11 protein-coding genes, 1 other RNA gene and 1 pseudogene are annotated in these 12,679 nt (G+C 66.3%); 10 read left to right on the top strand and 3 right to left on the bottom strand.

Features of this window, described 5'->3' with window-relative positions:
* Positions 1–91 precede the first annotated feature (91 nt).
* Complete coding sequence (locus tag VK533_RS15030; protein ID WP_324379080.1) at positions 92–1,750, bottom strand: glycosyltransferase; 1,659 nt, start codon at positions 1,748–1,750, stop codon at positions 92–94.
* Positions 1,751–1,928: 178 nt separating this feature from the next.
* On the opposite strand from VK533_RS15030, the gene infC reads away from it, so the two are divergent.
* The 8 genes and pseudogenes from infC to VK533_RS14990 all read left to right on the top strand — a co-directional run bounded on the left by infC (position 1,929) and on the right by VK533_RS14990 (position 8,385).
* Positions 1,929–2,468, top strand: a complete 540-nt coding sequence (gene infC, locus VK533_RS15025; RefSeq protein WP_324379085.1) for a translation initiation factor IF-3 — start codon at positions 1,929–1,931, stop codon at positions 2,466–2,468.
* Positions 2,469–2,580: 112 nt separating this feature from the next.
* Positions 2,581–2,678, top strand: an RNA gene (gene ffs / locus VK533_RS15020) — signal recognition particle sRNA small type.
* A gap of 321 nt (positions 2,679–2,999) precedes the next feature.
* A complete protein-coding gene (locus tag VK533_RS15015; RefSeq protein ID WP_324379078.1) occupies positions 3,000–3,464 on the top strand; it encodes a carboxymuconolactone decarboxylase family protein in 465 nt (154 codons plus the stop codon).
* Entirely contained in the window at positions 3,461–4,336 is an 876-nt protein-coding gene (locus tag VK533_RS15010) for a sigma-70 family RNA polymerase sigma factor (RefSeq protein WP_324379076.1), read from the top strand. The genes VK533_RS15015 and VK533_RS15010 overlap by 4 nt, the downstream gene beginning before the upstream one ends.
* Before the next feature lie 108 nt (positions 4,337–4,444).
* On the top strand, positions 4,445–6,082 hold the full coding sequence (locus tag VK533_RS15005; protein ID WP_324379074.1) for a DNA polymerase III subunit gamma/tau: 1,638 nt from the start codon (positions 4,445–4,447) through the stop codon (positions 6,080–6,082).
* Positions 6,082–6,414, top strand: a complete 333-nt coding sequence (locus VK533_RS15000) for a YbaB/EbfC family nucleoid-associated protein (protein ID WP_324379084.1) — start codon at positions 6,082–6,084, stop codon at positions 6,412–6,414. Before VK533_RS15005 ends, VK533_RS15000 begins: the two co-directional genes overlap by 1 nt.
* 1,046 nt (positions 6,415–7,460) lie before the next feature.
* Positions 7,461–7,562, top strand: a pseudogene (locus VK533_RS17290) (PEPxxWA-CTERM sorting domain-containing protein); the annotation flags it as partial.
* A 70-nt stretch (positions 7,563–7,632) separates the two neighbouring features.
* Positions 7,633–8,385 carry a PEPxxWA-CTERM sorting domain-containing protein gene (locus VK533_RS14990; protein WP_324379069.1) on the top strand — a complete coding sequence of 251 codons (753 nt, stop codon included), beginning with the start codon at positions 7,633–7,635 and terminating at the stop codon, positions 8,383–8,385.
* 85 nt (positions 8,386–8,470) lie between these two features.
* Here VK533_RS14990 and VK533_RS14985 read toward each other — a convergent pair whose 3' ends face one another.
* Positions 8,471–9,493 carry a glycosyltransferase family 2 protein gene (locus tag VK533_RS14985; RefSeq protein WP_324379067.1) on the bottom strand — a complete coding sequence of 341 codons (1,023 nt, stop codon included), beginning with the start codon at positions 9,491–9,493 and terminating at the stop codon, positions 8,471–8,473.
* 86 nt (positions 9,494–9,579) lie between these two features.
* Between VK533_RS14985 and VK533_RS14980 the strand changes: the two genes are divergently transcribed.
* Positions 9,580–10,782 carry a glycosyltransferase gene (locus VK533_RS14980; RefSeq protein ID WP_324379065.1) on the top strand — a complete coding sequence of 401 codons (1,203 nt, stop codon included), beginning with the start codon at positions 9,580–9,582 and terminating at the stop codon, positions 10,780–10,782.
* The gene (locus VK533_RS14975; RefSeq protein ID WP_324379062.1) at positions 10,779–11,750 is read left to right on the top strand and encodes a glycosyltransferase family 2 protein; all 972 of its coding nucleotides are present in this window, start codon (positions 10,779–10,781) and stop codon (positions 11,748–11,750) included. Before VK533_RS14980 ends, VK533_RS14975 begins: the two co-directional genes overlap by 4 nt.
* 109 nt (positions 11,751–11,859) lie before the next feature.
* Here VK533_RS14975 and mtgA read toward each other — a convergent pair whose 3' ends face one another.
* Positions 11,860–12,525 (bottom strand): monofunctional biosynthetic peptidoglycan transglycosylase, encoded by a 666-nt coding sequence (gene mtgA / locus VK533_RS14970; protein WP_324379082.1) that lies wholly within the window; start codon positions 12,523–12,525, stop codon positions 11,860–11,862.
* Positions 12,526–12,679: the final 154 nt, after the last annotated feature.

Raw genomic sequence — 12,679 nt, 5'->3', positions numbered from 1 at the left:
TATCCGCCCTTGCTCGCCGCGTGGGCGCCGTTCCTGTTGTTCCTGCTGATCGGCGAAGCGGTGCTGATCCGCACCGAGGAATGATCTGAGGTCAGGCGGTCGGCGCGCCGAGCACGACCAGCCCCATCTTGGCGAGCCGGGCGACCGCGTCCGTGACGCTGTACAGATCCTGTCCGGATGCGGCGACGATTTCGCCGACCGTGCACGGCCGGGCCAGCGCCCCCAGCACCGCCGTCACCAGCTCCGCCGGCGGATTGGAAAAAGCGAACAGCGGGTCGCGCGCCATCGCCTCGAAACCGGCAAGGCCGGCGCCGGGGGCGGCTTCGACCATTGTATGCGTGGTTATGAGCGCGGTCGGATAATGCGCGAACAGCGCGTAGGGATCGGGCGCGATCGGATGGTGAAGCGGCGCGGCTGCGATGCGGGCGATCCATTCGGGTTCGCGCGCATGCGCCGCGCGGATCGCCGCCAGTTCCTCCCACAGGGCCAGATAGCGCGGATAGAGGATCGACCAGTCATAGTCGCTGCGGACCCGCGCGCGTCCGGCCGCACCCATTTTGGCGCGTAGCTCCGCATCGCCCACCAGATCGCTCAGCCGGTCGTTCAGCTGGCGCTGATCGATCGAGATCGCGCCGCCCGCGCGCACCAGATACATGTCGAAATTGCCGGTATGCGTTTCGTGATCGCGCGCGATCATGTCGTCGGCGGTCGCAGGCGGCGCCCAGCTGCGGATGCGAAAGCCGTCGATCCCGTCGCGCACCGTGTCCTTGTAGCCGTTCCAGTCGGACACCACGACCGGCAGGCCCGCCGCCATCGCCTCGACCGGGGTCAGGCCGAACGTCTCCTGGATGCTGTCGGCGAGCGAGACGAACAGGTCGGCCGCCTGCCAGCTCGCTGCATAAGCAGGGAAGTCGTTGCCATCGACGAACAACGGACGGACGTCCGGGCTGAATTTGGCCGCCGCGTCGCGGTAGAGCCGCGCGATCGCATCGTTGAAGAAGCTGCCCGCCTGGATCAGCACGATCTTGTGGCCGGTGCGTTCGTGCGCCGCCTGCAGCCCGCGCAGCATGCTCACCGGATGCGCCTTGCCGCTGAACGACAGGCGGCCGGCGTAGAGCGCCACGATTTCGTCCTCGGCGATGCCCAGCCGCTGCCGCGCGGCCGCGCGCGCCGGGTCCGATGTCGCGAAATCCTCGGCGTGGACGCCGAGCGGAATGATAGGAAGCTGGAAGTGGGGCGGCTTTACCGGCTGGCCGATCCGCCAGCTCAGATAATCGGCGTGCTGGGTGAGCGCGTCGCGAACCAGCGTCAGCGCGGCCTGCGACGTGCAGACCAGAGCGTCCCACGGCATGATCGGCGTCGTCAGCAGATCGAACAGGTGGCGCAGCGACAGCTCGCTGCTCAGCGTATGGGTGACGCCGCACAGGCTGTAGGCGGCGAGCCCCTGCCGCAGCCGCAGCGCCGCCGATATGTCGATCGCGCTGTCCGGGCGGTAGAGCGTGCCGGCTTCGGCCAGTAGATCGAGCCGGACGGCGGGGATCCAGTGCGGCCGCACCGTCGGGTCGAGGCCGGTCACGGTCTGCGCGAACAGATCGAACGATTGCTGGGATGGCGTATAGGCGCTCAGCGTGCCGCCCGGCGACGCCGCGACCGCTGCACGCAGGAAGCCGTTACCGGCGGATTGCCGGCCCATCAACTTGGCCCGATCGAGCAGGTATCCGTCCGGTTCGAACAGGATGGCGGCTTGCATCCTTGCTGCCTAGCAGGACGAACCGCCGCGTCCAATCGATCGACCCAATCGGCCCGCAATGTCCGTTTCGATCAGGATTTCGCCGCGGCCCGCTTTAAATATGCGGCGTCCGCGCGTATATCGCGGGGACCCGCGGCATCTCGCCGCCAGAGGAGAATGCGTTATACCACCGCCCATGATGCCGCGCCGCCCGCTGGGCGCGCCGCCGATGCCGCTGAACGGCCCCCGTTACAACGAATTCATCTCGAGCCAGAAGGTGCGGGTGATCGACGAAAACGGCGAGAATCTGGGCGTGATGTATACGCGCGAAGCGATGGCGCAGGCGCAGGAGATCGGGCTCGACCTGGTCGAGGTTTCGCCCAACGCCGATCCGCCGGTCGCCAAGTTCCTGGATGTCGGAAAATACAAGTACGAGACCCAGAAGAAGGCGAACATCGCCCGCAAGAGCCAGAAGACGCAGGAGATCAAGGAGATCAAGATGCGTCCGAACATCGATGACCACGATTACGACACCAAGATGAAGAAGGTGTTCGAGTTCATCGAGGAAGGCGACAAGGTGAAGGTCACTTTGCGCTTTCGCGGCCGCGAAATGGCGCATGGCCAGCTCGGCATGCAGGTGCTCCAGCGCGTCCAGGTCGACGTCGCCGAAGTCGCTAAGGTCGAACAGCATCCGCGCATGGAAGGCCGCCAGATGCTGATGGTGATCGCACCGAAGTGAGGCGCGGTTCATCGCGAAGATAAAGAAGGGCGGGGCTGCGGCTCCGCCTTTTCTTGTTTCAGGCGCGGGATCGGCCCGCTTGCCAGATCGCGCGGCCTTGCCCATATGCCCGCCCGGGAGTCGGGCGGACGGCGTCGTCGCCAACCTGGTCAGATCCGGAAGGAAGCAGCCACAACGATTTCTCGTCGGGTCGTTCCGGCTCCCACTATTTTCGCGAATGTAGATCCCGAAGCGATCGACCGCGTAATTCCAACAATTCGAAAAGAGCATATGCCCCGCGCAAATCCTCCCCCGCCAGGGGGAGGTGGTGCCGAAGGCGACGGAGGGGGCGGCAGCTTTGTTTGGATGGGGCACGCAGCGCCCAGCCAGCTCTCCGCCGAACGTCGAGGCTCACCGCCGTCCTCCCCCTCCGTCAGGCTGCGCCTGCCACCTCCCCCTGGCGGGGGAGGATTGGAACGGAAAAAATTCGCGCGCATGTCACAAGACGCGGCGCTGTCTCGTCAGGTCTCCGTCAACCCAAGGAGATCGACCATGAAACCCCGTCTTATTCCGTTCGTCGCCGCCCCGCAGCAGATGCAGGCGTTCGTCGATTTCAGCACGGCCATGGCCAAGGACGGCGTCGAGCCGTCGCTCGCCGAACTGGTCAAGATCCGCGCCTCGCAGATCAATCACTGCGCCTTCTGCCTTCACATGCACACGCGTGAAGCGCTGGCGCAGGGCGAGAGCGAGCTGCGGCTGACGATGCTCGCCGCGTGGGAGGAATCGCCGCTTTATACCGACCGCGAGCGCGCGGCGCTGGCCTGGACCGAGGCCTTGACGCTTCTGCCCGAGACGAGTGCCCAGGATGACGTCTATGCTGAACTCCAGGCGCATTTCACGCCTGAGGAGCAGGTGAAGCTCACGATGCTGATCGGCATCATCAACGCCTGGAACCGCTTTGGCGTCGGCTTCCGCGGTGTCCATGCCGTGCCGCACGCCGAGAAGGCCGCGGCATGAGTGACGGCCCGGACTCCCTTGGCGCGGCGGCGGATTTCGATCCGTTGCGTCCGCGGCTGATCCGGGTCGCCTACCGCATGCTCGGATCGATGGCGGATGCGGAGGACGTGGTACAGGACGCCTTCCTCCGCTGGCTCGCGACCGATCGCGACGCGGTGCGTGAGCCGGAGGCGTTCCTGCGCCGCGTCGTCACGCGGCTCTCGCTCGATCAACTGAAGTCCGCGCGCGTGCGGCGCGAGACCTATCTCGGCGAATGGCTGCCCGAGCCGATATTGGAGGCGGAGCCCGTGGAAGACGTGACCCTGCCCCTGCTGATCGCGCTCGAACGCCTGTCCCCGCTCGAACGCGCGGCTTTCCTGCTGCACGACGTGTTCGGGCTGGATTTCGACGAGGTCGCGCAATCGATCGACCGCGATCCCGCCGCCTGCCGTCAGCTCGCCGCCCGCGCCCGGACGCATGTGCAAAGCGACCGGCCGCGCTACACGGTCGAGAAGTCGCGCGGGCTGGAACTGGCGGCGGCCTTTTTCCAGGCGTCGCGCGGCGGCGACATGGAGCAGCTCCAGGCGATATTGGCGCAGGACGTGTCCTCGCATGCGGACGGCGGCGGCAAGCGGCCCGCGGGCTATCTGCCGATCTTCGGTATCGACAATGTGATGAAGCTCCAGCGCTCGTTGGTACGCCTGTACGGTGGAGGCCAGTCCGAACTGGTGAGCTACGGCTTCGTCAACGGCCTGCCCGGGTTCGTCACGCGCGAGGCAGACGGCATATTGCAAACGACCGCGTTGCTGATCGTGGATGGGCGGGTTCACGCTATCTATGTGATGCGCAATCCCGACAAATTGGGGCATCTCGGCGAGGGCAGGGTGCACTGACGCCTTTCGCTCGGGCGGCATCACGGGCGTCCTGTGAGAGCCCGATTCACGTCATCGAGGAAGCGCGTGCGCTTCCACCGATGACGATCAGGCTCTAGAGTGCCCGCAATGTCCGACTCCTTCGATCTTGGCGAACCGCCGCAGCCCAAAGCAAGCGGCGCCTATCGCGTGCTCGCGCGCAAATATCGTCCGCAGCGTTTCACCGAGCTGATCGGGCAGGACGCGATGGTCCAGACGCTCGGTAATGCGATCAGCCGCGACCGGCTGGCGCATGCCTTCCTGCTCACCGGCGTGCGCGGGGTCGGCAAGACCTCGACCGCGCGGCTGATCGCCAAGGCGCTGAACTGCATCGGCCCGGACGGGACCGGCGGCCCGACGATCGATCCGTGCGGCGTGTGCGAACCGTGCGTCGCGATCGCCGAGGGACGGCATATCGACGTGGTCGAGATGGACGCCGCCAGCCACACCGGCATCGACGACATCCGCGAGATCATCGAGGCGGTGCGCTATTCGGCGGTCTCCGCGCGCTACAAGGTCTACATCATCGACGAGGTCCACATGCTGTCGAAGGCGGCCTTCAACGGCCTGCTCAAGACGCTGGAAGAGCCGCCGGCGCATGTGAAATTCCTGTTCGCGACGACCGAGGTCAACAAGGTGCCGGTGACGGTGCTGTCGCGCTGCCAGCGCTTCGACCTGAAGCGGATCCCGGCCGACCTGCTCGCCGCGCATTTCGCGCGTGTCACCCAGGCCGAGCAGGTCGAGGCCGAGCCCGAAGCGCTCGCCCTGATCGCGCGCGCGGCCGAAGGCTCGGTCCGCGACGGCCTGTCGATCCTCGACCAGGCGATCGCGCATGCCGATCTCGGCGGGGAAGGGGTCAAGGCGGCGCAGGTGCGCGACATGCTCGGCCTGTCCGATCGCGGCGCGATCCGGCGGCTGTTCGCGGCGATGATCGCCGCCGACGTACCCGCCGTGCTGGATGCGGTCGAGCAGCAGGATGCGCTCGGCGTCGAGCCGGTCGCGTTGCTGCGCGGGCTGTTGGAAGTGGTCCATGGCGTGACCCGCGCCAAGGCGGGTGGGGCGGAGGATCCCGCACTCAGCCAGGAAGAACGCGAAGCCTATGCCGACTGGGCGAGCCGGATGGGTTACGCCACGCTCCACCGCCTGTGGCAGCTTTTGCTCAAGGGCCATGCCGAAGTGCTGGCCGCGCCGCATCCGCGCGAGGCGGCCGAGATGGCGCTGCTGCGCGTCGTCCATGCGAGCCAGCTGCCCGATCCGGGCGAGCTCGCGCGGCGGCTGCAGGCGGGTGAGGTAATTGCGGCCCCGGCTGCTGCCCCGGTGCCCGCGCCATCGCCCGCCGCCGAACCGCAGGCGCCGTTGCTGGCTTTGCCGCGCGATTTCGCGGCGCTGATCACGTTGCTCACCGACAATGGCAAGCCGCATCTGGCGCAGCAACTGCACGATTATGCGGGGCTGATCGCCTATGAACCGCCGCGCCTCGCGCTCAAGCCGGTCAAGCCCTTGTCCGGCGATTTTGCGCGCGATCTCGCCGCCAGCCTGAGGCGGCTGACCGACGCGGTGTGGGATATCGAATTGAGCGATGCGCCGGCGGAGCCGAGCCTGTTGCAGCAGGAACAGGCCGCCGCTTCGGCCGCGCGCGACGAAATCCTCAATGCGCCGATGGTGGCGTCAGTGCGTTCGGTCTTTCCGGACGCCGAACTGATTGATGAGACGCGGAGTATGTCGTGATGGACATGAATGAGTTGATGAAGGCGGCGCAGGAAGCGGCGCAGAATATCCAGAGCCAGATGGCCGATGCCCAGGCCGGGCTCGACAAGATCGAGGTCGAAGGCATGGCCGGCGGCGGACTGGTCCGGATCAGGGCGACCGCCAAGGGCCGTATCCTGGGCGTGGATATCGACGACAGCCTGCTGCAGCCCTCGGAGAAGCAGATGCTGGAGGATCTGGTCGCGGCCGCGATCAACGATGCGCGCGCCAAGGCGGATGCCGCCGGCAATGCCGAGATGAGCAAGATGAGCGCGGGCCTGCCGCTGCCGCCGGGGTTCAAGCTGCCTTTCTGAGGGCGGCTTCAGGCGAAGCGTTTCGCCGTCGGTCGGAGCGCGAACGGGTCGCTGATCAAGTTGTAAATAAAGGTTAAAATCGACCTGACCGATCGGTCAGATCGAAAGAAAGAATGCGCCCCCGTCACGGTTGACCTATAGGGAAAGCATGAGGGCTGTACCCTCCTGTTTGTTGCGTCCGAGGTTTCCGCGTGAAGTTGCGTTTTTTGTTCGTCCGCGCAGCGGCCGGAACGCTTGCCGTCGGCAATGCGTCTCCGGTCAATGTGCCTTTCGCCGTGCAGGCGCAGGTGGCTGAAGCCGCCTCCGCCGACGCGCCGGCGCATGCGGCGACACGCCTGGCTTCGATCGCACCGCGCGGCGACGTCGATGTGGACGCGGGCGACCTCCACCACGATGTCCGGCTCAAGATCGGCGCCGATGGGGAACTGCCGTGCGACAGCGGCGAATGGGCCAATAACAGCCTGTTTGGTCCGCGCGCGCAGGTGTTGGCCGCGCTCGGCCTCAAGCCGGAAGGTTCGCATGAAACGGGTCGGGCGACGGCGCTGGCGGACGCGCTCGGCGACAAGCCGACCGGCGATGCCGAGTCGAGTGCGTTCGGATCGATCTTCGGCAACGCGCCGTCCTCGGGCGGTCTGGGCGACCTTCTCGGTCTTGGCGGGGGTGGCGGGACATCGGGCACCGGCGGTCCGGGCGGCGGCACCGGCGGCACGGGTGACGGCGGCACGGTGATCGGCGGCGGGACCACGATCGGCGGCGGCACTTCGCCCGGCGGTCCGACCGGCGGGACCGGAACCACAGGCGGCACCGGTACGACGGGCGGACCGACCGGCGGCGGCACGGACGGCGGCACCGGCACCATCGGCGGCGACCCGACCGATCCGGTTACGGGTGGCGGCACGCCGCCGCCGGGCACTTCCGGCGGCGGGACGACAGGCGGCATCACGCCTCCGCCGATTGGCCCGATCCAGCCGATCAATCCGGGCGGGGGCGGCGGACATGGCGGCGGCGGCGACAATTCCACCGGCCAGCAGCCTACTCCACCCGTCGTCGCAGGAGCGGTGCCTGAGCCGGCAAGTTGGCTGACGATGCTGTTCGGCTTCGGCCTGATCGGCGGAATGTTGCGCAGGCGCCGTCCGATCACGGCGTGAAACGATAAATTCTCGATCGGTTACGGAGCCGTAACCACCACATAGTAATGTTGCTTTGAAGGTATTGCGAATGACCATGATCAAGCTCGGCTTCGGCCTTCTGTCCGGCGCGCTGCTGGCGACGATGGCGTCGGCAGGCGGCGTGACCGTCGGCGTCGAGGCGCCCGGCGCCCAGTCCACCTCGGTCGCACTGAGCGGCAAGCAGGTTGCGACGTTCGACGGCTTCAACGGCTATATCGGCGGCGGTACCAACATCTTCGCTGGCGCGCCGATCAGCGGCACGATCAGCAATGGCGGTTTCAACACCTGGGACGCGAACGTCTATGGCGGCGCGGATGCCACCGGCAAATATGCGACGGTGTTCTACCCCACCACGATCCGTCTCTCGTCGCCCGTAACCTATGCCGGCCTGTGGGCCTCGGCGATCGACGGCGACTTCACCACCTCGCTCGGCAACACGGTCGCGCTGTACAGCGGCGACACCTTGCTTGGCAGTTATGCGCTCAAGCCGGCTTTGGCAGGCACTGCGGGCGCCTATGGAGGCAACCCCAACGCGGCCTATCTCGGCCAGGATGCCGGCGAGCCTTTCGCTTTCTTCGACTTCACCAGCACGATCGCCTTCGATCGCATCGACATAATCGAAAATGGCGGCGGCGGCTTCGAGCTCGACAATATCACGATCGGCAATGCGATCGGCCACCATGGCGGCGACAATTCGACCACGGCGGTGCCCGAGCCTGCAAGCTGGGCGATGATGCTGGTCGGCTTCGGCGCGATGGGCGCAATCATGCGCACACGCCGCAAGGCAGCGACCTTCGCCTGACCTAAGCCTGATCGTTATTGGCGGTGGCGCGGAGCGCCGTCGTCGATAGCGTGAATCAGGCCGTTCGCGATGCAATCGGCTGGGCTCAGGCCCCCCCGGACCCCTTATATTCGATGATCGTCGGCGCCTTCGCCGCAGCGCGCGTGCGGCGATAGAGCAGCACGCCGCTCAGTTGCGGCAGCTTGCCCAGCATCAGGAAGAAGGCGCTGGCAAAGGCGAAGCCGAACGGTTCGCCCGATCGGTATTTGCGCCAGCCGATCCGCGCCACCTGGAGCGGATACACCAGCAGCAGGAGCGAAGCGCCCCAGCCGAAGGCCGGGCGCAGCAGGGCCGCGAGCGCCAGCAGCACGATCAGGCCCGGCAGGACGCCGCCCCACAGGGTGATGCTGCTGACCTGCGCGCGCCAGCGCGGCTCGGCACTGTGGCGCTGGTGCAATTCGGCGAAGGCATGGCCGCTGCGCTTCGAGCGGCGCCAATATTGCGAGAAATGCGTCATCGCCGCGTCGTGGCGCGTCATTTCGACGCCGATCCGCCGAATCCGCCAGCCCGCCTGGCGCAGGCGCAGGCAGAGATCGGGCTCCTCGCCCGCGATGATGTCGCCATTGTAACCGCCCGCCTTGAGCAAAGGCGCTAGCCGGAACAAAGCATCGCCGCCGCAGGAACGGGCGTCGCCGACCGGCACGTCCCACTCCTCGTCGCACAGCCGGTTGTAGATGCTGCGATCGGGGAAGCGCTCGCGCCGCCGGCCGAACACCACCGCCAGATCGGGCTCGTCGACAAAAGCCGCGAGCGCGGCGTCGATCCAGCCCAGGTCGAGCTCGCAATCGCCATCGACCATCTGCACGAAATCGAGCTTGCTCGTGGTGAGACGTTCGAGCCCGGCATTGCGCGCGCGCGCGGCGGTGAAACCCTTGCTGGTATCGAGTGCAACCGTTTGAAAACCCATGCCCTCGGCGAAAGCAACGCTGCCGTCGCTCGATCCGGAATCGACATAGACGACGTCGCTGCCGGGCGGGATCGAGCGCAGGCAGGCCTTGAGCCGTTCGCCTTCGTTGCGGCCGATCACGACCACGCCGACGCGGGCTTCGGAAATAGGGGCTCGGCTCACGTCCACGGCATTAGGCGAAGCGAACCGCCAATCGCGAGAAGAATTTCCGTTGCGCCGCGGCATAGGTTCAGGGACAGGGAAAGGGCATGACGGACGCTCCGCCCCGCACCAGCGCCATTGCCTATGTCGCGGCACGGCTGCCGACGCTTTCGGAAACCTTCGTCTATCGCGAATTGATGGGCCTGCGTTCGCGCGGCCGGACGATCGTGCCGGTGACGGTGCGCAAGCCGGTCGGCCCCTTTGCCGATCCCGCGCTCAATGCCCTCGCCGGGGAGGCGACGCGGGTCTATTCCTGGCGATCGGCGCTGGCGCTGGTTCCTGCATTCCTGATCCGCCCTTTGGCATTCATGCGTATATACGATGAGGCGTGTGCGGTTGATCTTGATAGCGCCAAGGCCCGCTTAAAGTTCATGTTCCAGGCCTGGATGGGGCTGGCGACGGCTTTTCGCTTGAGGGGCAGGGGCATCGGCCATGTCCACGCCCATCTCGCCAACACCCCGGCGACGGTTGGACTCTATCTGGCGCGCGGGCTGCGGGTGCCATTCAGTTTCACCGGCCACGCCAACGATCTGTTCGTCCATCGCGAGGCTTTGCAGTTCAAGCTGGAGGAAGCGGCGTTCGTCTCCTCGATCAGCCGCTGGCATCAGCGCTTTTATGACGACATCGCGCCGGGCGGATCGCGGCCGGTGATCCGCTGTTCGGTGACGATGCCCGAACTCGCCGGCGACGGCGCAAATATCGTCTCGGTCGGCCGGCTCGTCCCCAAGAAGGGTTTCGACCTTCTTATCAAGGCCTTCGCCAGGCTCGATCGGGCGGGGCAACGGCTGATCATTGCCGGCGACGGGCCAGAACGTCGGGCGCTTGTCGCGCTCGCCGAGGCGGAGGGCGTCGCCGATCATGTCGATTTCCTCGGTTCGAGGCCGCATGCGGAAGCGCTGGCGGTGATCCGGTCGGGGGCGGTGTTCGCACTGCCGTGCCGCACCTCATCGACCGGCGACCGCGACGGCATTCCGGTCGTGTTGATGGAGGCGATGGCGGCGGGAAAACCCGTGATTGCCGGGCGCCTGGAGACGATCGCCGAACTGGTCGAGGACGGAAACAGCGGCCTTCTGGTGCCGCCAGACGACGTCGCGGCATTAACCCGGGCTTTGCAGGCGCTGGTGGATGATCCGGCGAAAGGCAGGAAAATGGGGTTGGCGGGGCGCAAACGGGTCGCGGAAGAGTTTTCCGACGCGATCAATTGGGACCGGCTGGAAGCGGCGATCGATGCCGCCAAGGACAAGAAATGACCGAAAAGCGCCAGACTTATTGCATCGTCAGCCCGGTACGCGACGAAGAAAAATATATGCGGCGCACGCTGGTTTCGGTCGTGAACCAGAGCGTGAAGCCCGATCTGTGGGTCATCGTCGATGACGGATCGACCGATTCAAGCCCGCAAATCCTGGCCGAATACGCCGCGAAATACCCGTTCATCCGCGTCATCCAGCGCCAGAATCGCGGCAAAAGGCGCGTCGGCGGGGGCGTGGTCGAGGCGTTTTACGAGGGCTGGGCGGTGGCCGAGCCGTACAAGCACGACTTCCTGACCAAGCTCGACATGGATCTGGAACTGCCGCGAGGGTATTTCGAGGGCCTGTTGGCGCTTATGGCGGCCGATCCCAGGCTCGGGACGGTGTCGGGCAAGGCCTATTATCCGGGCCCGTCCAACATTTCGGAGGGCTTCGAAGGCGAGCTGATCAGCGAGCATATCGGAGACGACGTGTCGCTTGGCATGACCAAATTCTGGCGCCGCGAGATGTTCGAGGAGATTGGCGGGCTGGTGCCGCAGGTGCTGTGGGACGGCATCGATTGCTACAAGGCGCGGATGCTTGGCTGGAAGGCCTATTCGGTCGATGAGCCGGCTTTGCGCTTCCTCCATCTCCGCCCGATGGGATCGAGCGACAAGGGCATCATCACCGGCCGCATCCGGCTCGGCACCGGCCAGTGGATGATGGGATCGTCACCCGCCTTCGTGTTCGCCAGCGCGGTCCATCGCGCGCGCCATCGCCCGTTCGTGATCGGCGCGCTCGCGACGCTCTGGGGCTGGGCCAAGGGCGGGCTGACCGGCCAGCCGCGCATCGCCGATCCAGGCTTCCGCAAGCATCTGCGCGGTTACCAATGGTCCTTCCTGATGCGGGGCCGGCATGGGGCGATGCGGCGGGCGGATGCAGAGGGCGAGGCGCGGTGGAAGGCGGCGCATCCGGGCCGGTTGGGGAACTAACCTTCCCTTTGTCATCCCCGCGCAGGCGGGGATCCATATTCTTGAACGTCCCGCTTCTATCGATGCGGAAGAGTTTATGGATTCCCGCCTTCGCGGGAATGACGGAAGATCAGTGCAGGCAGCGATCGTACCCGCCGCGCTGGATCATGCCGATCCGGCCCTGGATGCGGTTGCCGTAACGCAGCACCCGGCCGCTGGGATCGACCGCCGCGCGCTCTTCCGGCTGGGGCAGGACGGCGGCGATCCGCGCCGCCTCGACCGGGGTCAGATGGCTCGCATCATGGTGGAAATAACGCTGCGCGCCGGCATTGGCGCCATAGGTGTAAATCCCCGTCTCGGCGACGTTGAGATAGACTTCCATGATCCGGTGCTTGCCCCAGATATGTTCGATCAGGACGGTGAACCACGCCTCCAGCCCCTTGCGGAGGTAGGATCGGCCCTGCCACAGGAAGACGTTCTTCGCGGTCTGCTGGCTGATGGTCGATCCGCCCCGTAACTTCTTGCCGGCCTGGTTGCCCTGATAGGCTTTCTCGATCGCCTTCAGATCGAAGCCGTGGTGCCCGCAGAAATTGCCGTCCTCGGCCGCGATCGCGGCGCGCGCCATGTCGGGGTCCATCCGCGACAGCGGCATCCAGCTCTTGTTGACCAGGTGGCCCTGCGCGACGTCGCCCAGCTGGGTGAGCGTGATCGGTGGCGGCACGAAACGGTAGATAACCACCATCAGCAGCGACAGCAGGATGAAGCCGATGACGAGGCGCAGGATCCAGCCGAGGATGCGGCGGGGCCAGGAGCGGCGACGGTTTTTCGGCGGCGTTGCTGCCTTCGGTGAGCCTGCCGACCGGCAAAAACGGGATTGGCGCGGGCGATTGGGGGGCAGGGCTGCTGATCCCGGTCAGCTACGATTTGACCGAGCAACTGACGCTGGAGGC

Source organism: Sphingomonas sp., from assembly GCF_035317925.1.
Lineage (GTDB): Bacteria > Pseudomonadota > Alphaproteobacteria > Sphingomonadales > Sphingomonadaceae > Sphingomonas_I.
The sequence above is the reverse complement of the archived record's forward strand: the minus strand, read 5'-3'. Positions and strand labels throughout refer to the sequence as shown.